Origin of the sequence: Mangrovibacillus cuniculi, from assembly GCF_015482585.1 — a bacterium.
Lineage (GTDB): Bacteria > Bacillota > Bacilli > Bacillales > R1DC41 > Mangrovibacillus > Mangrovibacillus cuniculi.
In genome coordinates this window covers 619,609-642,371 of the sequence record NZ_CP049742.1, presented here as the reverse complement: position 1 = coordinate 642,371, position 22,763 = coordinate 619,609, and the positions used below count along the sequence as shown (strand labels likewise).

The following is a 22,763-nucleotide window of genomic DNA, read 5'->3' as shown; positions in this document are numbered from 1 at the left end:
ATTACATCATATCCTCTTCTTGGAATGATTTAGTGCGTTTGAATTGCCATAATGCAACTGTAATAACGACTAAAGATAGTAACAGGGTAATTGCTGCTGCTTTAGAATACTGAGCGGAAGTCATCGTTAAGTTGTAAATCCACGAAATTAATATATCCGTTCCTCCAGCATTCTGGTTCGGGATAGCAGGTCCACCACCGTTAAATAAGTAAATTACGTTAAAGTTATTAAAGTTAAACGTGTACTGTGTAATCAGGATTGGTGCTGTTGCAAATAACACTAAAGGTAAAGTGATATTTTTAAACTTTTGGAATGCAGATGCACCATCTACAGTCGCTGCTTCATATAATTCTTCTGGAATAGACTGAAGTACACCAGTTACCATTGCGAAAATAAATGGGAATCCTAACCAACCTTGCATTAGAATCAATGCTATACGTGTGAACATTGGATCCGTCATCCATGGGTATTCTACGATCTCTTTTAATCCAAAGAAAGTTAAAATATCTCTATTAATTGTTCCGAAAGACTCATTGAACATTCCAGCAAAAACTAAAATGGAAACGAAAGCTGGTACTGCCCAAGGAATAATGAACACTGTACGAATAATTGCTTTTCCTTTTAAGTCTTTTTGATTTACAAGGATAGCAAGGAATACTCCTAATGCAACTTGAAGTGTTGTCGCTCCAAAAGTCCAAACAATTGTCCAACCTAGAACGGAGAAGAACGTATCTCTCCAAATTGGGATTTGGAAAATGTCAACAAAGTTTTTGAAACCTACCCAATCTACCAACGCGGCAGGCGGAGTATGGTATAAATCATAGTTAGTAAAGGCTAATAAGATAACGAATATGATCGGGAATATAACAACAAAGATTAGTAATAGCAATCCAGGTGACATAATTAAATATGGGAAACCAGAGTCAACTACGTTGCGATACTGTTCTCTTAATGTGCTAAGTTGCTCCCCTTCATCTCGCTTCAACCCATTTTTGTAAGCATCTCGAAGGTTGAATAAATAAAATCCTATAAACATAACGAGGATAATTAAAGCCAAGATACCTAAGATTAGGTAATAAACGGAATCATCTCCTACTTGTGTTCCAAGAGTAAAGATACCCCACATTCCTAAACTAATTGTATCTCCAAATACAATTAAAAATGATGCGAATAAAACTAGGAAGATAATACCTTTTAATAGTTGCTTATTATACAGTTGTCCTAGCCCTGGAATAATGGAAAGGGCTGGCGCTACTTTGCGGTGGTTGGTCGCATAGGATTTTTTCGACATCCTATATTCCCCTTTCTGTAATGAACTTTGAAGCTTCCAATTTAAAAGCTTTTTCAAGGAATAGGTAGCTCTTCCTTCAAAAAGATGTTAAATTTTGTACTTTATTTCACAATATCTAGTAAATAGAGAGCAGTACCAATTGGTACCGCTACTCTATTATAACTTATTAGTTAGAGTGGTTAGCTTGAATGTTTTGGTTGATTTGCTCAACTGCACTTTCAAGAGCTGCTTGTGGTTCCGCTTTTCCTGTTACCACTGTTTGTAGGGCATTAGCCATTGGACCCCAAACTTCAGACATTTCTGGGATGTTAGGCATTGGAATAGCATTTTGAGATTGTTGTGCTACTGCTTTAGAACCTTCGTCTTCAGCAATTGCAGGATCTTCTACTAACGCAACGTTAGTTGGTACTTCAAACGTTGTTTGGAAACGAGCTAAGCTGTTTTCATCAGTTGTCATGAATTCAACAAACTTTTGTGCCCACTCTTTGTTTTTAGAGTAGTTAGACACGTGCCATCCTTTAACTCCCATGAACGTTGTTACAGCCTCTCCGTTTGGAAGAGTTGGAAGTGGAGCAATACCGATATCGATTCCTGCATCACGGTAACCTTGGAATGCCCATGGTCCGTTCATAACTGCAGCAACTTTTCCTTCGTTGAATAGACCATCAAGAGCTGATCCACCATTTTCCCCGATGATACCGTTAGGGAATAATTTTTCTGCATACCATTTTTGAATGTACTCTGCACCAGCAACAGCACCTTCATTAGCTAGACCTACATCATCACGATCTAAAGCACCGTCGTTCTCAGCGAATACATAACCACCAGATCCACCGATGATACCGTGAGCGAAGTAGTAGTTATCCCATAGAGCTAAGAAACCATAGTTTCCATCTTTTGTGAAGCCTTTAGAGAACTCATAAAGCTCATCCATTGTAGCTGGAGCTTCAGGCATAAGAGCTTTGTTATAAATAAATACTGGTGTTTCTGAAGACTTTGGAAGTCCATATAATTTACCGTTGTAAGATTGAGCTAAAATAGACGACTCAGAGAAACGGTTTTTAACTTCATCAGTAACAGTTAGTTCAGCAATGTGACCTTCAATTGCAACTTGACCGATTTGGTCATGTGGAAGAGTCACGATATCAGGACCAATTCCAGATGGACCATCTAAACGAAGTTGATCACGCATTTTTGTAGCCATTTCAACTTCTTTTACTTCAATTTCGATTCCGTGCTCAGCTTCGAATGCTGCAGCTACGTCTTCTAACCAACCTGATTTCTTTTCATCTTCCCATACTACTAACTTTTCTGGTTTGTTCTCTTCAGCAGCTTCTCCGCCACCTTCAGAGTTTCCACCTGTTGATCCGCCTGAATCACGGTCTGGACCACAAGCTGCTAATGATCCAACAGCTAGCAACATAGCAAACAATAAAGATAAACTTTTCTTCTTCATGTTTGACCCCTCCTAAAACTTTTGGCTCTCGCCTTCTTTTTTATTGTGAAATCGATTTCTCCCTTTAATCTTCCTCTTAATCGCAAAATAGTATACGCTTACATTTCACTTTCAAAAGAAAGTTGTGAAAACGATTGCACAACCTACTTTTATTATAACTACTTATTTCAATTTGGCAATACGTTTTTTACATTTTTTTTAAAAGTTCGTATTAAAGTTGTAACATTTTATCTACTTTCATTCCAATCCCCTCTAGATAACTAGCAATTTTACCAATATGTATTGTGCATATTGCTACTTCTTCCCCAATCGAATTGACTACAAGTTACTTTACAAGTACTCTAATGGATGAAAGCGAATTCAAGGGGGAATTTTAAATGATTATTGAAGCTGTCTATCATCGACCAGGCGATCAGTACGCATACGCTTGCACAGATGAAATGTTACATATAAGATTACGAACAAAGAAAAATGATGTAGATGAAGTGGTCATGCTTGCAGGAGACCCCTACCATTGGGAAGACGGAAATTGGCAAAACCAAGAATTCTCCATGTGGAAAACTGGTACAGACACTTTCTATGACTATTGGTTAGTAACAATCTCACCACCGTATCGACGTCTTCGCTATGGTTTCTTATTAAAAGATGAAAGTGAATCATGGTTCTATGGTGATAAAGGTTTTAGTAAAGAAGTTTCCACTGATATCGGGTACTTCTTCTGTTTCCCTTTCTTAAATGGCATCGATGTTTTCAACGCTCCTGAATGGGTAAAAGATACGGTTTGGTATCAAATTTTCCCAGAACGTTTTGCGAACGGAGACACTTCCAATGATCCAGAAGGAACACTCCCATGGGGAAGTGAAGAACCTACTCCTGAGAATTTCTTTGGTGGAGATTTAAAAGGTGTAACAAAAAACATCGACTACTTAGTTGACTTAGGTATCTCCGGCATTTATTTCACACCACTATTTAAAGCATTTTCTAACCATAAGTACGATACAATTGATTACATGGAAATAGATCCTCAATTTGGGACAAATGAAGATTTAAAAGAAATGATTGAAACATGTCATAAGAACGGTATAAAAGTAATGTTTGATGCAGTATTTAATCATAGTGGGTACTTCTTCCCTCAATTCCAAGATGTCTTGGAGAAAGGAGAAGCTTCTATTTATAAAGATTGGTTCCATATTAAAGAATTCCCACTAACGACCGAACCTCTACCGTCTTATGATACGTTCGCTTTCACTCCGTTTATGCCGAAATTAAATACGGAGCACCCAGATGTGAAAGAGTATCTGTTAGAAGTAGGCCGTTATTGGATTAGAGAGTTTGACATTGATGGCTGGAGGCTAGATGTTGCCAATGAAGTAGATCATGCTTTCTGGCGAGACTTTAGAAAAGAAGTGAAAGCAACGAAGCCTGATTTATATATTCTAGGAGAAATCTGGCATGATTCTATGTCATGGTTACGTGGGGATCAATTTGATGCAGTAATGAATTATCCTTTTACCACAAACGTCCTGAACTTGTTCGCAAAAGAAAGCATCTCTGCTAAAGAATTTGTAGAAAACATGACTTCTGTTATGCATATGTATCCTGAAATGGTTAATGCTGTTAACTTTAATTTAGTTGGTAGCCATGATACGCCTCGTATACTTACCGAATGTAATGATTCGATCGAGAAAGTCAAACAGATCTTCACTATCATGCTCACGATGGTTGGTACTCCATGTATCTATTATGGAGACGAGATTGCCATGACTGGTGAACAAGATCCTGGTTGTAGAAAGTGTATGGTTTGGGAAAAAGACAAACAAAATCAAGAGATGTTCCAACATGTCCAAAAGTTAATTAGATTACGAAAAGAAGAACCTTTACTAGCTAACGATGGAGTCCTTTCGTTTTTACCAATAGAAGATGACAATCCAATTGTCGGTTTTACCAAATCGAATGGTACTGAGACGATTCTAGTATTAATTAATACGAAAGACGAATCATATGATTATTCTATCCCTTTCAATTGGTCAAATAAGGTTGTGAAAGATGTTTGGAAGCATACTGAATTTGCTGCAGACGCAAATCACCTTACTGCTACTATCGGAGCTATGAACTTTGTTATTTATAAGATTGTCGAGGAGCAATAATCGTTTTATATATTCGATAACCAAATGTTTTAAAGGTGTTCCATTATTCGGAACACCTTCTCTTTGTTCTTTGTCATCTTAAGAAGGAGATTACAATTTATGAAAAAAGTAGACGGGAAGAAATTAACTCTTTTCGCATTGACATGGCCTATATTTATCGAGATTGCGTTACATATGCTGATGGGCAATGCCGATACATTAATGCTTAGTCAGTATTCAGACTCATCGGTTGCAGCAGTTGGCCTTTCTAATCAAATATTATTTTTAGTGATTGTTATGTTCGGATTCGTAGCAACTGGTACGTCGATTTTAATATCTCAATATCTTGGAGCAAACCAAGACCGAAAAGCGAAAGAAGTAGCGGTAATCTCGCTCGGTGCCAACTTAGCGTTCGGATTGCTACTGAGTTTAGCTTTATATTTCTTACAAGAACCAATATTACGTTCCATGAATGTACCTGATGAATTATTTTTAGAAGCAAGTGATTATTTAGTCATTATAGGTGCATTTTCATTTGTTCAAGCTCTCATTATGACGGTTGGAGCTGTTGTAAGAAGCTATGGATACACTCGTGATATTATGTTTATCACAATAGGAATGAATATTGTGAATGTCATAGGTAACTATTTTGTTATTTTTGGTCCTTTTGGATTCCCTGTTCTCGGGGTAGAAGGCGTGGCGCTATCTACTACCATTAGTAGATTTATAGGGTTTATAGTAGCGATTGGAGTTCTTATTTACCGAGTTCCTGGTGCCCTCCCCTGGATAAGTGCACTAAAACAACCTTGGGAACATTTAAAAAATTTGCTCCGGATTGGTATTCCAAGTGCAGGAGAACATTTATCTTATAACGCTTCTCAAATTGTCATAACTTACTTTATCGCAGCCATGGGAACGGAGGCTTTAACAACAAAAGTTTATGCTCAAAATGTTATGATGTTTATCTTTTTATTTGCAGTAGCTGTAGGGCAGGGTACACAAATTCTAATCGGCCATATGATCGGCGGAAAGCAATATGAAGAAGCGTATGAAAGATGCTTGAAGAGTTTAAAGATAGCAATTTTTATTTCATTTGCTTCAGCCATAGTATTCTCACTCTTCGCCAAGCCTGTATTAGGAATTTTCACATCAAACGAGGCAATTTTAACTACAGGATCCATCTTAATCTACCTTACTATCTTACTGGAACCTGGACGCGCATTTAACTTAGTAGTAATTAGCTCCCTTCGAGCAGCTGGAGATGTTAAATATCCAGTCTACATCGGTATTGCATCCATGTGGGGAGTGGCTGTTGTACTCGCATACACACTCGGTGTGTGGGCCGGATTAGGACTAATCGGTGTGTGGATTGCCTTTGCAGCAGATGAATGGCTCCGAGGTATATTGATGTTACGTAGATGGAGAAAACGAGGTTGGGTGAAGATGTCCTATACTCAGTAAAGTTATCTCAGCTCGAACTAAACTTAATTCGTTTAGTTCGAGCTTTTTTTGTTATGTGTCCAGTAACAACTTAAGAAGGACCAATTGATGCGAATAACTCACAAATCAGTTTCCTTTATATGATAATTTAGACCCTTATTACCTATCTCTCTCTAACTTTCTTTTCCTTATTTTCACTTCTTGATGGAACATCCCCTATTCCCAATCAACCAAATACATAGGCTCCATAAAACATTTGTCGAAATTTCTTCATGTTATATTTTATAACATGTTAAGCGTTTACAAAGACAAACATACCAAAAAAGATGTTGAACTTTTCTGAAATTATGAATATAGTAAGTCATATAGAATCTCATGTCAGAAAACCTAACACAAGGAGGACACTATGAAAAAAATCGAAGCGATTATTCGTCCTGAAAAATTTAAAGTTGTACGTGATGCTTTAGCCCAACATGGAATAAGCGGTCTAACTGTCTCAGAAGTAGCTGGTTGTGGAAATCAAAAAAGTAAAAAAGGGTTTTTCAGAGGAACAACTTTTGAAATTCAGCTAGTTCCTAAAATTAAAATCGAAATGGTCGTATCCGCTGATCAAGTGGACTCTATCGTAGATATTTTCTTAAAAGAAGCAAGTACAGACACAATTGGAGACGGAAAGATCTTTATCTCACCAGTAGAAGAAGTCATTCGCATTAGATCAGGAGAACGAGGTCAAGAAGCCATTTAACAAACAACAAAAACGAGGAGGAATTACAATGAAATCAAAAATTTTATCTGTCTTATCCATCTTATTTTTAGGAATTGTCACTCCTACATTTGCTGCCACTAATACCGCTGAATCAGTGCAAGCATCTCTTGATTCTACTTGGGTCATGATAGCAGCTGTTTTAGTGTTTTTTATGCACGCTGGATTCGCCATGGTTGAGTCGGGCTTTACTAGATCGAAAAACACGTTAAACATTCTAATGAAAAACGTATTAACCATCGCTATCGGTTCCCTTCTCTACTTTATCGTTGGTTTTGGCATTATGTTTGGAACAAGTGGTTACGGTATTGTTGGTATTGATTCCTTTTTATTAACAGGGCGTGAAGATATTGGCTTCTTCTTGTTCCAAGCAGTATTCGCAGCAACATGTGCTACCATTATTTCTGGAGCAGTAGCCGAACGTATGAAGTTATCCTCCTATTTAATTTTAACGGTATTTATGACAGGTCTCCTATACCCAGTTGTTGGCCATTGGATTTGGGGTGGCGGATGGATTTCTCAATTAGGATTCGTTGACTTCGCTGGTTCAACAGTGGTCCATTTATCCGGTGCTGTTGGTGCTGTTTTAGCAACATACTTTTTAGGTGCACGTATCGGTAAATATGATGGAGGAAAAGTTCACGCTATACCAGGACACAATATTCCAATTGGTGCTTTAGGAGTGTTCATCCTATGGTTTGGATGGTTCGGATTTAACGGAGGAAGTACTTTAGCAGCAGATACTTCATTAGTTCCAATGATTATTGCAGCAACCCTTCTATCAGCATCAGGCGGAATTATTGCTTCTGCACTTTATTCTCAATGGAAATATAAACGTATAGATCCATCTTTAACATTAAATGGTGCTTTAGGTGGTTTAGTTGGTATTACAGCAGGTTGCGCAAACGTAAGTTTATTCGGAGCTATCGTGATCGGACTTATCTCTGGTGTAATTTTAGTAGAAGCAGTTCAATTTATTGATCGTAAAGCAAAGTTAGATGACCCCGTTGGTGCAATTGCTGTTCACGGTGTTTGTGGAATATGGGGTACTTTAGCAGTTGGTTTATTCCACACAGAAGCTGGATTACTATACGGCGGTGGCATTGAATTACTTGGTATTCAAGCACTTGGTATCATTGCAGTTATCACTTGGATGGCTTTAGGAAGTGGGATCGTGGTTTATGTTATGAAGAAAACAACCGGCATCCGAGTAACTACAGAAGAAGAATTAACTGGTTTAGACTTCAGTGAACATGGTTCTAATGCTTATGAATTAAGAGATTCTATTCTTTCAGACTTCTCTTCCTACGAATCATTTGATGGTTTTAATTCAACATTAGCAACTAGATTAAACACTCTGGGTACCTCAGAACAAGCAGGTACGTCGAAGTAAAAAGATAATATAAAGAAAAGAGTCTAGAATATAACTAATAAAAGGTACATTCAAAAAAACGAATGTACCTTTTTTGTGTAGTATTTGACTTAGTAAGAATGCAGTATTATTGCACTTACATATTAAATCTTTGGGATTGGAGCGGAAGGGGGCGACTCCTACGGGAAAGGTGGGTTACTGAGACCCCACAGGAGCGCGAACGCAAAGTGATGCCGTGTCCAGCTGCAGGTGCGCAACCGCTCTGAAAAGTCCAAAAGCCCTCCGGTGGCTGAAGAGCTGCCTCCTCGGTCTTCCAAACTTTTCTGCCGCGGCTGAACGCGCGCCTTTCGCTTTTCGTAGTGGAAAGCGTCCCCCTGTAGCGGAAATCCCTGTGCAGTCTCTTTTGCTTTTGTTTTTCACCTTTTACATTGAAGCTAAAATAGAATCCTTCGCTTCACTAGTCACATAATTCTTTTGTGTAAATACATTATACGATTCTTTACGCACTTGACTAAGAATAGCTCTATACAACAGTGCAGCACCTTTTACTGGTGTCTTAGAATGGATAGGATATAAGTCCATCATTTCTAAAGACTTTTCGTAATAATCCTCCGCTAAATCTGCTACCTCTTCCCATACCTTGACGAAAGATTCGTTCACTTCATGCTTTTTCAACTGCGTCAATGTATAACCATGTTTCTCAAGAATCTCCATCGGAATATATACACGATTACGGTTAAGATCTTCGCCCACATCTCTTAAAATATTGGTTAGTTGCATTGCATATCCAAGATAAATTGCTTGATTCTCAAGTTTATTAGCTGATTTAGGAGCTAAGATTGGTAAGAGCATTAGTCCAACTGTAGATGCCACATGATAAGAATAATCTAAGACATCCTCTACTGTCTCATACACTCTATCTTGAATATCCATTTCTTGGCCAATAATCATATCTTGAAATGCTTTCGTATTCATTTTATAACGAGAGAAGACATCTTGTAGTGCTACCCATTTAGGATCATTAGAGTTGTATTCACCAATCAAAAATCGATTGAATTCTTCTTTAAATACTTGTAACTCTTTTACTGGATGATTCCCTTCATCCACTATATCATCCACATGTCGGCAAAAAGCATATACTGCCCAAACCGCTTGTTTCTTTGCTTTTGGCAATAAGGAGAAGGCTCGGTAAAATGTTTTGGAATGATGTTTGATAATTTCTTCACATTGTTGATAGGCATCTTGTAGATCCATTACGCTTCACACCTTTCTCTTCGTACTCGGTTTTTCTAGTTGAGTTTCTATCACCTCACTTACCAACTTCGCCCCCATCATGACAATCGGAATACCTCCACCCGGATGAACGGATGCTCCGACAGCTAAAATAGAAGGATGTTGAGGGAACGGCTGCACTTGTGGGCGGAAGGCAGCAGATTGAAACAATGATGGAGCAATCCCAAAGCTCCCACCTTCGAATAACCCATCTTTCATTGCTTCTTGTGGGGTACGAATTTCCATCCACTCTATACGTTCCCGAATATCATCCAATCCATTTTGTTCTAATCTATTTAAAATAAGATCTTTAAAATCTTCTTTTTCCTTTTCCCAATCGATTTGGTTGCCAGAAGGCACAGGAACTAAGGTGTATAATACACTCTTCCCTTTGGCAGCTAATGATGAATCCACTTTAGAAGGGTTAAATAAGTAGATAGATGGATCTGTAGGAACTTGTTTCCACTGAAAGACTTCTTTCATATTTTGTTCAAAGTCTTTTGATAGATAAAATTGATGAACGGATAAATCTTCTTTTACTCCTTTTATACCCATGTATACAAGAAAACAACCAGAAGATGGTTCAAAATTTCTATCTGCTGTCCCCTCTACTAATTTTTGCGCTACAGGGAAATCACCGTTAATGATGATAAAGTCACTCTCTACCTTCTCTCCATCCTCTAGAACGATTGCATTCGGTGGTTTGACAGAATGAACGGGTGTATTCGTGAAAATAGATATACCCAACTCTCTCATTTTCACTTCTAGTTTTTCTACAAGACTAGCGTAACCACCCTTTATATAATAAATACCATGTTCATGTTCACTGTAGGACACTAGGGAATAAATAGCAGGTGTTCGGTAGGGGTTACCACCAATATATAACGTTTGAAGGGCATAAGCTTCTCGCAATTTCGGTTCATTAAAGTAGGTCTTTAATTGTTGGTACACTTGTTGATAAGCCTTCAACTTACTTAACGTTTGAATAGAAGTTGGAGTGAAAAAATCTCTTTTTCTCACAAAAGAAGTTTCTAAATATCTTGGTTTCCCTAAATCAAAACGAAATTTCATGTCTTTCATAAAACGCTTAAACCCTTTTACGTCTTGCGGAAACAATTTTTTCAGCTCTTCTTCTTGTTTAGCAGGGTCTCTATATTTGGTATAGGTTGTTCCATCTTGATAATGTATGCTGTATAGCGGATCAATTTCCAGAAGCTCTACTTCATCTTCTATCCCTATATCTTTCAAAATCTCTTTAATCGTATCAGGTAGTAATACAATTGTTGGACCTTGATCTATTTTGTCACCATCTCTCTCAACAAATCGAAGTCTTCCACCTAAACGTTCACTAGCTTCGTAGACAGAAACTTGCAGACCTTGCTTCTGTAATAGAAGCGCTGAAACGAGACCACCTATACCTCCACCGACAACAGAAACTTGCTGCATCATGATATCACCTTCTCTGTTACTCGATCCTCTTTGATTAATAAGTCTGTTGTAATTCTAGCTGATTCTAATATAGTAGGTAGGCCACTTCCCGGGTGAGTACCTCCACCAACCAACCAACATGAACCTAACTCTTCAAATTTATTGTGAGGTCTAAGAGCCATCATTTGCGTTAATTGATGCCCCAAATTAAATGTCGCTCCTTTATAGACATATAAATCTCTTTGCCAATTTACAGGACTAATAACTCTTTCTACTACAATATGCTCCTGTAAATCTTTTAATCCTAGCTTCTCCATAACTGTTTGAAGAACTAACTTTTTAAAATCATCCTGCACTTCATCCCATGCTATGTCGCTTGAATTATTCGGTACTGGAGCCAAAATATATAAAGTTGAACTGCCTTCTGGAGCTAGGGTATCATCTGTTACGGATGCATTTTGAACATAAATAGAGGGGTTTTCTGGTAATGTATAAGTTTTCGTGATTTCTTCTACATTTTTCTTATAATCTTCTGCAAACAATACAGAATGATGAGGTAATTGCGCATACTTTTTATCAATCCCCAGGTAAATCATAAATGTAGAGCAAGAATAATGCTTTTTCTCTAATTTTTCGGAAGAGAACTTCGTTAACACACCCTCATCCACTAAATTTGTCATGACATGAGCAAAATCCCCGTTAATAACCACTTCGTCCACTTCTACTGTTTCTCCATTATCGAGTAGAAGACTTTGAATATTTTTGTTTTTATCTACATGTAATTTTTTCACACCGTTAGATAAGTGAATAGATCCCCCATATTCTTTTACCACTTTCGCCATCGCTTCGGATAATTGATTCAAGCCACCAATCGGATGATAAATTCCATATTCATGCTCCATCCAAGACAAAATAGAAAATGCACCTGGACATTCCCATGGGGACATTCCTAGGTATTTTGATTGAAAGGTAAATGCAAGCTTTAATTGTTCATGTGTAAAATACTCACTTAAAACGTCGTACACACTTTTCCCTAATGAGAGTTGGGGAAGCGCACGTAGCACATTCCAAGATAAATATTGATGGAAAGAATCCATTTTATTTTGCAAGATAGGCTTCAAGCGATCCATTTTCTTTCTTGTATCATTCATAAAAGCATCATAATTTTTTTCGTCTCCAGGAAAATGAGCAGCGATTTCTCTCTTCATTTTCTTCGGATCTCTATACATATCCACTTCTTTATCAGAAAAATATAATCTATATAAGTGCTTTAATTCTTTTAAATCAATATAATCATGTAGGTTTCTGCCAGATGCTTCAAATAACTCCTCCGCAATCTCAGGCATACTTAAAAATGTAGGTCCTATGTCAAAGGTGAATCCATCTATTTTCATAGCGCCATTGCGTCCACCGATATATGCTTGTTTCTCGTAAACATCTACTTTATATCCTTTACTAGCTAGTAGCATTGCAGCAGCTAAGCCTCCAGGACCAGCACCAATGACAGCAATTTTTTTGGGCATATTTGTTCCTCCATTTCTCCAACTTTAGTCAGAGGAAATAATTATACAAAAGTTATACAGATAAGATATTTTTATTATACACACGTGTCGATTACATGACAACGCTGAACTCGCTCTCAAGACAATTTGTTTTAAAGGTTATGTAATTAGTTACTTTAATAGACTTGCTCGTCCAATTTAGCTAAAGGAAGGACACCGCTTCATCACTATAAAGATAACGAAAATAGCTAGTATGCAGATCACCCATTATGCATACTAGCCTTATTTTTATGATTCTATAACTTTAACATTATAATGTTTAAACCAGACATCAATTTGAGCTAAGTGTGCAATTAGTTGTGGTCCTGTCATTAACTGACCAAACCAAGGCACAGTAAAGGCTGAACCGTTTGTTTCTATAATGTTCTTAAGCTTTTCTTGATCAAAAATCTCATGCAATACGGATGATTTATCTTCTAAAATACTAGAAAGCCATTTTGTTACTAATTCCGTATAGCGAGGATTATGCGTCTTTGGGTACGGACTCTTTTTTCGATATAAAACTTCGTGCGGTAAAATATCTTCTAAAGCCTTTCTCAGTAAACCTTTTTCACGGTTCTCATGATTTTTAAAACTCCAAGGTACATTCCATACGTATTCCACCAAACGATGATCAGCGAAAGGTACCCTTACCTCTAAGGAAGCTCCCATACTCATTCGATCTTTTCGGTCCAGTAGAGTAGTCATAAACCAAATCATATTTAAATACGTAATTTCTCTTCTTCTTGCTTCTATAGGAGATTCACCGTCTAATCTCGGTGTTTCATTAATGGCTTGTTGATACTGGGTAGAAACTAACTCTTCCAAAGAAAGTTTCTTCGCCCACGAATCACGAAGTAACCCCTGTCTTTCTTTCGTTGATCTCATCCAAGGGAAACCATTTCTGTTGAAATCATCTTCTCTGTGAAACCACGGATACCCTCCAAAAATCTCATCCGCACATTCACCAGATAAGCCTACAACAAAATCTTTCTTAATTTCCCGACAAAACCATAGTAAAGAAGAATCTACATCTGCCATACCTGGTAAATCTCTTACTAAAACAGATTCTTGTAGATTTTCTACTAATTGATCTTGTGTGATCACGCTTCTCGTATGATTAGTTTTAAATGTGTTACTCATAATGTCAATCCAATATCCATCAGCATTCGGCTGAAAGTCATTTGCCTTAAAGAATTGATCGTTCCCTTCATAGTCAATGGAGTAAGTGTGCAATGGCCCTCGCCCTTGTTCTTGATAATAGTTAGATGCAATTGCCGTTATTGCAGAAGAGTCCACACCACCAGACAAGAACGTGCATAATGGTACATCAGTGACTAATTGTCTTGTCACTGCATCTTTTACTAAAAATTTCACATTGTCTACCGTAGTTTGGAAAGAATCTGTGTGTTCCCTGCTCTCTACATTCCAATATCTCCATGTCTTCAAGCCTTCACGAGATATACGGAGTGCATGAGCTGGTCGTAATTCTTTCATATCCTTGAAGATTCCGCTACCTGGTGGCCTTGAAGGACCCAATCCAAGCATTTCCCCTAAGCCTTGACGATCAACAGCTGCTTCCACACTAGGATGTGCAAGAATTGCTTTTATTTCGGAAGCAAAGAAAAAACCATCTTTGTTTTCTAAATAAAATAAAGGTTTTACTCCTAAACGATCTCTTCCGATAAACAACTGTTCTTTCTTAGAATCCCATACCGCAAATGCGAAAATTCCGTTAAAATGCTGGACACATTCTTCCCCCCACTCTATGTAGGATTGTAGAAGAACTTCTGTATCTGAATGACCACTAAATGAATATCCTTTAGAAAGTAAAACTTTACGAATATCTTCTGTATTATAGAGCTCCCCGTTGTAACACAATGTATAGGTGTGCCCATTTTTCATTCTTGTCATTGGTTGTGTACCACCTTCTGGATCCACTACGACTAAACGTTTGTGTCCAAAGGCAGCATGCTCAGAAAACCATGTGTTTGTTGCATCTGGTCCTCTTTTCTTTAAAGTCTTAGTCATTGCACTTACGATTGATTGCTCTTGTACGATGGGTCTTGAGAAGTTCACCCAACCTGTTATTCCACACATGAGTATCATCCTTTCGTCAATCTTTCCATACCCTGTATTAGCAATTATTGAATCGCCCACGTCTATTGCCTAAATCAGTCTATGCAATGAGGAATATGATGGTTAATCAGTGGAGAAGATGCAATCAACCACTCTACACATTGTATGGGTAATTTCATTAGGCATGACAAAACATATGTAACCTGGCTTATTAATGGAGGAATTTTTATGAATACAAAGGAACGATTAAAATTAATTGAACAACAGAGAAGGTCCATTTTAGAGGGACAAATTGAGGACATTGAGACATTTGGTCTTGCATTTGTAGATGAAAGTTCTGATGAATTTATCTCCCTGCACGAGTTAGTAGGGCAAAAAATAGAAGTTTTTCATCAAAACTCCTGGTTGTTAGGTACCATTCAATCAGATCTTAGCATCCATACGTTAAGTGACACTATATACTTACAAGAAGGTACGAAAGCAAAGTTAAAGAAACCGTTACCTTTTTCGTTAACAGAACTTTTATTTCAATTACCTGCTGATATATTTGTTCAGTTTTTAACTTCATTAAATAATTTAGGCTTTTCCATTTATGACTGTATATACAGTCACAATTTCTTATCCTATTTATCCAAAGCAAGGCAAAAGCAAGGTGTAAACTTTATGACGTTTGATAACGGAGAAGAAATCTGTGTCGTCCAACACCACTTTAGTTACTATATGAAGCAAAGAGATCGCTTCGAGTTTACGAATAGTACCGGGAGAAGGTTAGTAATTGAAAAGAAAAGCTGAAAGATTTAGTAAGGATACTCTTCTAAGTACAGACCACATCACGTGGTCAACGATGAGTTGTTACCCCTCACGTAACAAAAGCTGAAGGCGCGCGTTCAGCCGCGGCAGCAAACTTGAAGCAACAACAAAAAACCCTAAGTGATCCACTTAGGAGTTTTTTGTTAGTCGTGAAATTTCATAAGCTTTTAACCACTCAAGCAATGCATCCAGCGGCATTGGCTTTGCAACATAATACCCTTGTGCTAGAGAACAGTTTAATTCTTCTAGTAATAATTGTTGCTCCAGCGTCTCTACCCCTTCTGCAACCGTTTCTAAGTTAAGTCCTTGCGCCACTGTGATGACTGATTGAACTATTGCTAAATCTGCTGATCCACTTTCTAAACTTTGAACGAAGGACTTATCCACCTTCAACGTACTGATAGGCAAGTTTTTCAAGTAACTTAACGAAGAATATCCTGTCCCAAAATCATCTATCGCTACTTTCACACCTAATTGCTTTAATTTTCCTAGCGTTTCAATCGCTCGGTCAATATTTTGCAACATCGTACTTTCTGTTAATTCGAGATGAAATAGATTTGGTGGAACAGCATATTCATGTAAAATCGCTTTAATCTCATCTATAAATGTCACAGACTGAAATTGAATGGCTGATACATTTACAGAAACAAATAAATGGTCATATCCTACCTTTTGGAGAGATTTCCAGTTACGACATGCTTCTTTTAAGACATATTTCCCTATCGCAACAATCAATCCTGTTTCTTCTGCTAGTGGTATGAATGTTGCTGGAGAAACAGAGCCATATATCGATGAATCCCAACGTAAAAGTGCTTCACACCCCACAATTTGTTGGCTTTCTAGATGATAAATCGGTTGGTAAAAAACGGTTAGTTCTTCTTGATCAATTGCTTTTCTAAGATGATTCTTCATCTCTAAACGGTGCACTAAACGATCGTTCATTTCTAGATTAAATAAGACAGCTCTATCTCCACCAAGCTTTTTGGCTTCACTCAACGCTACATCAGCATTATGCATTAACGTGGTAACATGTTCTCCATGTTTAGGATAGAGAGAGACTCCAATACTAGCGGTGACAGTCACTTCTTGATGCAAGATTGTATACGGTTCCCTTATTACCTCTAATAAGGAGTTAGTTAGTTCGTCGTATTGTAAATCAGATATTTCATCTAAGATACAGATAGTGAATTTATCATTACCAAAACGCCCAATAAAAGCATTATACGGAATTATAGCAACCAATCTTGAAGCCAATTCTGTTACTAGTTCGTCGCCAGCACGATGTCCAAATGCATCATTAATGGTTGAAAATTGATCTACATCTATAAATAAAATAGAAAGAGAAGGTAAGCCGTTATGAATCTCTTTTGTTACTAAATCGGAAAAATATGCTCTGTTAGGTAAGTTGGTATCTTGGTCATAATAGGCTAATTGTTTTATCTTTAACTCATTTTTTCTTTGCTCTGAAACATTTCTTCCTATTCCATAAACACCAACACATTTTCCATTTACTGTTATCGGGATATTCTTTATATGGAATACATGCTTTTCGCGAGTAGCAGTTCGAATTTTTATATCATAGAATTGTTCCTGTCCTTCTATTGCTTTAGAGAAGTTATCAACGACCATCGAAATGTCTTCTGCTCCTATATATCTTAATGCTAATTTCCCAATGACTTCTTCTTTTTCAAATCCAAATATCTTTGTAAACGCTGGATTAACACTCGTGAATCTCCCTTTTAAATCCGTTGAATAGACAAAGTCTGTATTGTTATCAAATAGAGAGCGATAATATTCTTCGGACAACTTGATGGAACTTGTAAGATTCTCCACATCATTTGATGCAGCTCTTATTAAATTGGTAAAAGCGATAGATCGATAATCATTTTGTGAAAGTTTATACGTTTCCTTGGTTGCTAGCATAAGATTACTTGGTCTCTTTTGATTTTCAGATATCCCTACATAAGCTAGTGAATGCGCATACAATTGTGTCGGTGTTTGTCCAACTGATCCAATTTCGCCATACGACACCATTCCACTTGTTGGGGATAGTTGTTGCATATTTTTCACTTCTTCTTCTGTTACGTTCTGAAATGATTTCTTTCTAGCAATACAGTTAAACATTAGAATTGTTTCAGGTGGATTTTGGGCTAGTTTCTTCACTTGATGGGTAGACGCTTGAACCATATCTTCTACATCAGGAAAAGCAAAGCGAATCTCTTCTCCTTTTACAACACCTCTGTTTAACAATAGAGAGCCATCTTTTCGAACTTTTATTATAAAAAGAGCCACAGATAAACCTGAACGAGGTACGATAAAAGGGAATTCTAAACTTGACTCTGGTAGTCGATTGATAAATGTTTTTCCTAAATACCTTTCTAAAATCACAACAGGCTTTTCTCCGTTTATTTCTTTCAGTATCCTGCCAGTTGCAGAAGTAATCGTAAAAGGTGATCCTATTTTTTGCCAAGCTGCACCTATGTAAGTTTGGACATCAAGCTCCTTACCTTTTAACCAACAAAACGCAACCCCTTCTTCATCTATCGCTTCATTCGTTACGACGATAGATAGATGAAATTGAATCCCATCACTTGATACTCCACCAATAACAGGAACATGAGGAAGTTTATTTCTAATGGAAGATAACAATAAGCCTGATGAGACTTTTAGATTACTACATATAACCATTAATAAATTAGCATCCTTAGGGATACGAGATAATAAATCTTCTAATCTACTTTCTAATGACTTGATGGGTTTGGAAGATAGCATGGCAGTTTCCACAGAAGCATGTTGAAAGGAGCGTAGCACAATAACAGGCTTGTCCTCCGTAAGCATACCGTTCACTACACCACCATCACTATTACTACCAATTATACGAACATTGGGAATACATTCGTTTGCCAATTCTTTGATCGCAGTAAAGGTTTCTTTGCTTGCCTTATTCCCTATAATTTGCATGAGTATAGATGAACCAACACCTATTGGAAGGTTAAATAACTCCTGTTTGAATTGTTCTCTACCTTCGTAATAGATTACATCTGTTTGTATCAATCGTCTCACCACTCTTTGTATACAGTCTTTTTTCAAACATAGCATAAATTTGTTTATCCTCCTATAGGACTAGCAATATCTTCACTCTATTTATCGGACATTTCACGACATTTTTTGACAATTTTATTTTATTTTTTAAACAAAAGCCTATTTAGTTTAAACAACATCACTAAGCTTTCAACGATTTATTTTTGTTCACATAACAAAAAAACGTCAGTAACCCATACTGACGTTTTTCCTACAGTTCTATTTAGTACCAAATTCCTTGAGGCAAAATTGTACCTAAGTAAATAGTTACAAGTAACACTACAACTAAACCAATAAAAAATGGTCTTGCATTTTTCCCTTTCTTTAAGCGAACTAAGCTTAACTCAAAGAAAGTGATCGTTGCGATACCTGATAGAGCTTTAATCCCGTACATCATGTGGTTAGCATTCTCGTTACCAAATGGATAGATTAGTATACCGGAGATAATGATTAAGATGTACATTAAACGAAGAATCATATGAGTAATTTTAGATCCTTTTTCTGCTCCGCGAGTAAAAAGAACCAATGCTACGGCATATAGAATAATCGCTAAAGCCCACGTAGTAATATGTAAATGTGTAGTAGCCATTGAAGCACCTCCAAATTGTGTAGTATTTTTCTTTTTTATCCTACCATAATTATTCTACATCGGTCACTTTTCAACTTATTTTAAATACGTAGCAAGTCTCCAGAGACGTTCCATCGGCCCTTGTTTGTATTTTAACAGGATAAAATAAGCAACAATAACTTGTATTGCGAAAATTCCTAGCGCTAACCAACTTCCTGTTGCTAAAGAAACGCCATCATATAAACCAAGGCCATAACTGTAAAAAATCAGCGTTGCAATAATGGATTGTGATAAATAAATGCTTAACGACATCTTACCTGCTGTAGCGAACGGCTTTAATATCTTGATAGACCAAGAGAAATTTTGCAACCATTTAAATGTAGAGATATATGCTGCCGTTAAGATAGGACCACCAACATACACAGCTATTAACATCATGGCCATTTTATTATCCATCCATACCGGTAAGGATTTTAACACCACGCCCATAAGCCAAAATACACTTGCCCAAAAACCCCATTTAATATCTTCTCTAATTAATAACTTTGATTTCATTATGGAGGCTCCCATTAAGACAATTGGAAGTAACAGAATAAGCTGAAGTAATAGCATACCTGGCGAATTTGTTTGCCACCAATCCGTCATTCGTTGCGTAAAGATCTCCATCCATGTTCCGTACTTATATGCTGCAATGGAGTTTGTAACAGAATTGACATCAAGGAACTCCGAATAATCTTCTATAAAGAATAGGGAAACAGCTCCAAGTATCATAAATGATGTTGTAACACCCCAAAGTGTAAGCGCAAAATTTCGTAGGAAAGCATACGATTTCTTGATAAATAAAAGCAACAAAATACCCAATAAAGCGTACGTAAATAAGATATCTCCTGACCAAATAAACCAACCATGTACTAAACCAATAAATAACAAAAAGGTAATTCTTCTCGTCATTATTAATTTATATGGACTCTCTTTATCTCTTAATCTCTCCACCATCATCGCTATCCCAAAGCCAAATAACAAGGCAAATAACGGGTACATACTAGCTTGAAAAAATACCTGAATAAAGGAGTATGTCCAGTATTCCGATCCCTCCCACCAGGTAAATGGCTCAATGTATTGGATAGGCGAATGAAATGACAACATATTCACTAGAAATATTCCAAGCAAAGCAAAGCCCCTAAGTTGATCTACCACTTCAATTCTTGTGTTGTTCACAATGGTTTCTCCCTTCAAATAACTTCCATAGGCGATTGTATCACATTATTTCATTCTACTCATACACTGCACTATACGAATGTCTCGATTTATGAAGTGACATACTTTCATTTTATCAAAAGGATGTGACCGTTATGCCAGCCATCGTCGGTATCGTCCAGGTGGTGAGTATCGGTTCCAGTGGTGTATTAAATATTGGAGATGTTTTTCAAGTGCAGCCTGTTTCAAGCGCTAAAACATTTGCCGGTGCAGGATCTTTCAATACTGGAGACGGACTTTATGTATACAATGCATTATCTAACACCAATACGTATGATCAAGACGCTGTAGATCAACCTATTGCGCTAAATGTATAAATTCAGGAGGATTGCGATATGGCACAGATTATTGTTCATCAATCTATTCATATACAAACAATTCGGGTAGGCGCCGTGTCTAATTCCTCCGTTTTTCAAATCGGAAGTGCTGGAGTGATAAAGCCTACAGCCAATTTAAATAATACAGGTCAATACCAAGGTCCAGCACCTGAGCCTAAAGGTTTTACCATCGTTACAGATTCTCAGAAAATTTCAGAAGAGATTGGAAGTTCAGAGACATTTACGCCTTTAACTTCACCTAGAGTAGAGGGGTAATGGAAAGGAGGGAGAAGGGAACATGGATTATACTGCATATGTTCAGCAACTTTATCAAACGATTCAACAGCAAGCTAATAAAATAAATGAATTAGAGAAGCGCTTAGAGATTGTGGAAAAGAAAGCGACTGAATTAGTTGATCGTCCCGCTATACGTGTAGATAAGATTGAATATAAATTTGATCAGTTAAAAGTAGAGCAACTTGATGGTACGTTGAATATCGGGCTTAATCCAGCGGACCTTCAATCTCTTGCTAACGATTCAGATGTTTCTCTACCTAATCAAAACCAACATAACATTGATCCCGCGACTGTTTCAGAAAAGATTTCTTCCACATTAAAGTCTTATACCCAAGAAGAGCTTCCCTTGGTGATAGAAAAAATGGAGAAAGAACTATCGCGTTCTTTATCTCCAGAATACCATGAGCACATTCAACAAGATTTGCTAAATCAAATTGATAGTCGAGCAGATTTTTATCAGCGAACCACAACGAGACATCCTCAAGAAAATGCTGAACAATGGACCACTCGTTTGATTGAACAAGGCAAACAAGATATTCATTCAGCAGTGAAACATTATATTATGCACTTGCCGGATGCAGTGAAAGGATGAATGGAATGGAATTTTTTGTGACCAATTATAACTTGTGTGTTGACACAGTCAACATGACAGCTGTTGCATCATCTTCTGTTTTTCAAATTGGTGACTCCAATGTCATACAACTGGTATCGACATTTGATACCCCACCGGAATCCCTTATCATCGGACCTTTTGTTCCACTTACTCCGAAAGGTTAATGGAGTATGAGTTATTGTCCAAGGACTTCTAACGTAAAATCGATCTCTTCAACAACCTTAACCTTTAGTTCTAACATGGTTATTGGGGATATTAATCAAGCAAATTTAACTTCATTCGTTCTAGCCGTTCAACGGGAGCAAGAAATATTTTATGCGCAAGAAGGAGATTTTTCTCAATTACCATCGTTTACTCAGCCCATATTTATTGAACCATTAACGGAAATCATCCAAGTGCGTAGACTAAACCAAGTACCCTCTATTCGGGTATCAAAAGTTCATATCACAGGGATATCGTTTTCTTCTTTAGTACAGGTAGGCAGTACCAATTGTATAACAGCACAGAATAGAACAAAGCACACTCGACAATTAGAGGGCGAAACAGGAGAGTAAATGAGGTGATTATATGCCAGCTTTAATTGGTCCCGTTCAGATTTTAACCATCGGCGGTGGAGTAACCCACTTCGGTGATACCCTTATCATTTCACCGAAAAATGCAGTAAAAAGCTTCAATGGTGCAGGAGGAGGAAACACCGGTGCATTTATTATTACCACAAGTGTTATTAGCTTAACTAACACGATTGATCCTAATGTAGTTGATCAGCCTATACTAGGTAATAACTAAGTATTTTGTTACCTCCCATTATGAGATGGGAGGTTTTTTATTTGTGGATTTATTGCAGGGCACTTGGAGCTTCAATTTATTCTTCTCGTGGTCCGCGGTATACCTAAAACGGTCTTACCCCTTTCTGCTATACCGCGGCAGCTTCCTCCGGTATACCTGAGCCACTCTTAACGGCTCCTACTATACCGCGGCAGCTTCCTCTGGTATACCTGAACCACTCTTAACGACTTCTGGTATACCGCAGCAGCTTCCTCTGGTATACATGA

At 37.4% G+C, this 22,763-nt stretch carries 20 protein-coding genes; 11 read left to right on the top strand and 9 right to left on the bottom strand.

From position 1 onward, the window contains the following. Position 1: 1 nt before the first annotated feature. On the bottom strand, positions 2 to 1,291 hold the full coding sequence (locus tag G8O30_RS03275; RefSeq protein WP_239673567.1) for a carbohydrate ABC transporter permease: 1,290 nt from the start codon (positions 1,289 to 1,291) through the stop codon (positions 2 to 4). A gap of 166 nt (positions 1,292 to 1,457) precedes the next feature. Beyond that, entirely contained in the window at positions 1,458 to 2,747 is a 1,290-nt protein-coding gene (locus G8O30_RS03270) for an extracellular solute-binding protein (RefSeq protein ID WP_239673566.1), read from the bottom strand. A 377-nt stretch (positions 2,748 to 3,124) separates the two neighbouring features. Between G8O30_RS03270 and G8O30_RS03265 the strand changes: the two genes are divergently transcribed. From G8O30_RS03265 to G8O30_RS03250, 4 genes are all read left to right on the top strand, one after another. Next, positions 3,125 to 4,894 (top strand): glycoside hydrolase family 13 protein, encoded by a 1,770-nt coding sequence (locus G8O30_RS03265; RefSeq protein WP_239673565.1) that lies wholly within the window; start codon positions 3,125 to 3,127, stop codon positions 4,892 to 4,894. Between the two features lie 99 nt (positions 4,895 to 4,993). Continuing rightward, positions 4,994 to 6,334, top strand: coding sequence for an MATE family efflux transporter (locus G8O30_RS03260; protein WP_239673564.1), 1,341 nt, complete (start codon positions 4,994 to 4,996; stop codon positions 6,332 to 6,334). A 385-nt stretch (positions 6,335 to 6,719) separates the two neighbouring features. Continuing rightward, positions 6,720 to 7,058, top strand: a complete 339-nt coding sequence (locus tag G8O30_RS03255) for a P-II family nitrogen regulator (RefSeq protein WP_239673563.1) — start codon at positions 6,720 to 6,722, stop codon at positions 7,056 to 7,058. Positions 7,059 to 7,086: 28 nt separating this feature from the next. Continuing rightward, entirely contained in the window at positions 7,087 to 8,469 is a 1,383-nt protein-coding gene (locus tag G8O30_RS03250) for an ammonium transporter (protein ID WP_239673562.1), read from the top strand. Positions 8,470 to 8,871: 402 nt separating this feature from the next. On the opposite strand, the gene G8O30_RS03245 is transcribed toward G8O30_RS03250, so the two are convergent. The 4 genes from G8O30_RS03245 to asnB form a co-directional block, all read right to left on the bottom strand. After that, a complete protein-coding gene (locus G8O30_RS03245; RefSeq protein WP_239673561.1) occupies positions 8,872 to 9,702 on the bottom strand; it encodes a phytoene/squalene synthase family protein in 831 nt (276 codons plus the stop codon). Between the two features lie 6 nt (positions 9,703 to 9,708). Beyond that, on the bottom strand, positions 9,709 to 11,169 hold the full coding sequence (locus G8O30_RS03240) for a phytoene desaturase family protein (protein WP_239673560.1): 1,461 nt from the start codon (positions 11,167 to 11,169) through the stop codon (positions 9,709 to 9,711). After that, positions 11,166 to 12,671 carry a phytoene desaturase family protein gene (locus tag G8O30_RS03235; RefSeq protein WP_239673559.1) on the bottom strand — a complete coding sequence of 502 codons (1,506 nt, stop codon included), beginning with the start codon at positions 12,669 to 12,671 and terminating at the stop codon, positions 11,166 to 11,168. The genes G8O30_RS03240 and G8O30_RS03235 overlap by 4 nt, the downstream gene beginning before the upstream one ends. 267 nt (positions 12,672 to 12,938) lie before the next feature. Beyond that, a complete protein-coding gene (asnB, locus tag G8O30_RS03230) occupies positions 12,939 to 14,789 on the bottom strand; it encodes an asparagine synthase (glutamine-hydrolyzing) (protein WP_239673558.1) in 1,851 nt (616 codons plus the stop codon). 207 nt (positions 14,790 to 14,996) lie between these two features. Here asnB and G8O30_RS03225 point away from each other — a divergent pair, with 207 nt between their 5' ends. Next, complete coding sequence (locus tag G8O30_RS03225; RefSeq protein WP_239673557.1) at positions 14,997 to 15,560, top strand: DUF2777 family protein; 564 nt, start codon at positions 14,997 to 14,999, stop codon at positions 15,558 to 15,560. 147 nt (positions 15,561 to 15,707) lie between these two features. Here the strand turns inward: G8O30_RS03225 and G8O30_RS03220 are convergent, their stop codons facing one another. From G8O30_RS03220 to G8O30_RS03210, 3 genes are all read right to left on the bottom strand, one after another. Further along, the gene (locus G8O30_RS03220) at positions 15,708 to 18,677 is read right to left on the bottom strand and encodes a bifunctional diguanylate cyclase/phosphodiesterase (protein WP_239673556.1); all 2,970 of its coding nucleotides are present in this window, start codon (positions 18,675 to 18,677) and stop codon (positions 15,708 to 15,710) included. A 205-nt stretch (positions 18,678 to 18,882) separates the two neighbouring features. Next, positions 18,883 to 19,248: a YisL family protein gene (locus G8O30_RS03215; RefSeq protein WP_239673555.1), complete on the bottom strand. Its 366-nt coding sequence runs from the start codon at positions 19,246 to 19,248 to the stop codon at positions 18,883 to 18,885. Positions 19,249 to 19,323: 75 nt separating this feature from the next. Then, positions 19,324 to 20,445 (bottom strand): DUF418 domain-containing protein, encoded by a 1,122-nt coding sequence (locus tag G8O30_RS03210; protein WP_239673554.1) that lies wholly within the window; start codon positions 20,443 to 20,445, stop codon positions 19,324 to 19,326. A gap of 134 nt (positions 20,446 to 20,579) precedes the next feature. On the opposite strand from G8O30_RS03210, the gene G8O30_RS03205 reads away from it, so the two are divergent. Genes G8O30_RS03205 through G8O30_RS03180 form a run of 6 tightly spaced genes read left to right on the top strand, consistent with a single transcriptional unit; the run spans position 20,580 to position 22,497 of the window. Beyond that, positions 20,580 to 20,801, top strand: a complete 222-nt coding sequence (locus tag G8O30_RS03205) for a spore germination protein (protein WP_239673553.1) — start codon at positions 20,580 to 20,582, stop codon at positions 20,799 to 20,801. An 18-nt stretch (positions 20,802 to 20,819) separates the two neighbouring features. Next, on the top strand, positions 20,820 to 21,077 hold the full coding sequence (locus tag G8O30_RS03200) for a spore germination protein GerPB (protein ID WP_239673552.1): 258 nt from the start codon (positions 20,820 to 20,822) through the stop codon (positions 21,075 to 21,077). A gap of 22 nt (positions 21,078 to 21,099) precedes the next feature. Further along, positions 21,100 to 21,690: a spore germination protein GerPC gene (gerPC, locus tag G8O30_RS03195; protein WP_239673551.1), complete on the top strand. Its 591-nt coding sequence runs from the start codon at positions 21,100 to 21,102 to the stop codon at positions 21,688 to 21,690. Positions 21,691 to 21,695: 5 nt separating this feature from the next. After that, on the top strand, positions 21,696 to 21,875 hold the full coding sequence (locus tag G8O30_RS03190) for a spore germination protein GerPB (protein ID WP_239673550.1): 180 nt from the start codon (positions 21,696 to 21,698) through the stop codon (positions 21,873 to 21,875). A 6-nt stretch (positions 21,876 to 21,881) separates the two neighbouring features. Continuing rightward, entirely contained in the window at positions 21,882 to 22,265 is a 384-nt protein-coding gene (locus tag G8O30_RS03185; RefSeq protein ID WP_239673549.1) for a spore germination protein GerPE, read from the top strand. Positions 22,266 to 22,278: 13 nt separating this feature from the next. Next, positions 22,279 to 22,497, top strand: coding sequence for a spore germination protein (locus G8O30_RS03180; protein ID WP_239673548.1), 219 nt, complete (start codon positions 22,279 to 22,281; stop codon positions 22,495 to 22,497). Positions 22,498 to 22,763: the final 266 nt, after the last annotated feature.

Bases quoted from the DNA above. Each gene is read 5' to 3' on its own strand.
- G8O30_RS03270 (WP_239673566.1), bottom strand. From the start codon at position 2,747: ATGAAGAAGAAAAGTTTATCTTTATTGTTTGCTATGTTGCTAGCTGTT.
- G8O30_RS03275 (WP_239673567.1), bottom strand. From the start codon at position 1,291: ATGTCGAAAAAATCCTATGCGACCAACCACCGCAAAGTAGCGCCAGCC.
- gerPC (WP_239673551.1), top strand. From the start codon at position 21,100: ATGGATTATACTGCATATGTTCAGCAACTTTATCAAACGATTCAACAG.
- G8O30_RS03265 (WP_239673565.1), top strand. From the start codon at position 3,125: ATGATTATTGAAGCTGTCTATCATCGACCAGGCGATCAGTACGCATAC.
- G8O30_RS03240 (WP_239673560.1), bottom strand. From the start codon at position 11,169: ATGATGCAGCAAGTTTCTGTTGTCGGTGGAGGTATAGGTGGTCTCGTT.
- G8O30_RS03200 (WP_239673552.1), top strand. From the start codon at position 20,820: ATGGCACAGATTATTGTTCATCAATCTATTCATATACAAACAATTCGG.
- G8O30_RS03180 (WP_239673548.1), top strand. From the start codon at position 22,279: ATGCCAGCTTTAATTGGTCCCGTTCAGATTTTAACCATCGGCGGTGGA.
- G8O30_RS03235 (WP_239673559.1), bottom strand. From the start codon at position 12,671: ATGCCCAAAAAAATTGCTGTCATTGGTGCTGGTCCTGGAGGCTTAGCT.
- G8O30_RS03220 (WP_239673556.1), bottom strand. From the start codon at position 18,677: ATGCTATGTTTGAAAAAAGACTGTATACAAAGAGTGGTGAGACGATTG.
- G8O30_RS03250 (WP_239673562.1), top strand. From the start codon at position 7,087: ATGAAATCAAAAATTTTATCTGTCTTATCCATCTTATTTTTAGGAATT.
- G8O30_RS03245 (WP_239673561.1), bottom strand. From the start codon at position 9,702: ATGGATCTACAAGATGCCTATCAACAATGTGAAGAAATTATCAAACAT.
- G8O30_RS03260 (WP_239673564.1), top strand. From the start codon at position 4,994: ATGAAAAAAGTAGACGGGAAGAAATTAACTCTTTTCGCATTGACATGG.
- G8O30_RS03185 (WP_239673549.1), top strand. From the start codon at position 21,882: ATGAGTTATTGTCCAAGGACTTCTAACGTAAAATCGATCTCTTCAACA.
- G8O30_RS03205 (WP_239673553.1), top strand. From the start codon at position 20,580: ATGCCAGCCATCGTCGGTATCGTCCAGGTGGTGAGTATCGGTTCCAGT.
- G8O30_RS03255 (WP_239673563.1), top strand. From the start codon at position 6,720: ATGAAAAAAATCGAAGCGATTATTCGTCCTGAAAAATTTAAAGTTGTA.
- G8O30_RS03225 (WP_239673557.1), top strand. From the start codon at position 14,997: ATGAATACAAAGGAACGATTAAAATTAATTGAACAACAGAGAAGGTCC.
- G8O30_RS03190 (WP_239673550.1), top strand. From the start codon at position 21,696: ATGGAATTTTTTGTGACCAATTATAACTTGTGTGTTGACACAGTCAAC.
- asnB (WP_239673558.1), bottom strand. From the start codon at position 14,789: ATGTGTGGAATAACAGGTTGGGTGAACTTCTCAAGACCCATCGTACAA.
- G8O30_RS03215 (WP_239673555.1), bottom strand. From the start codon at position 19,248: ATGGCTACTACACATTTACATATTACTACGTGGGCTTTAGCGATTATT.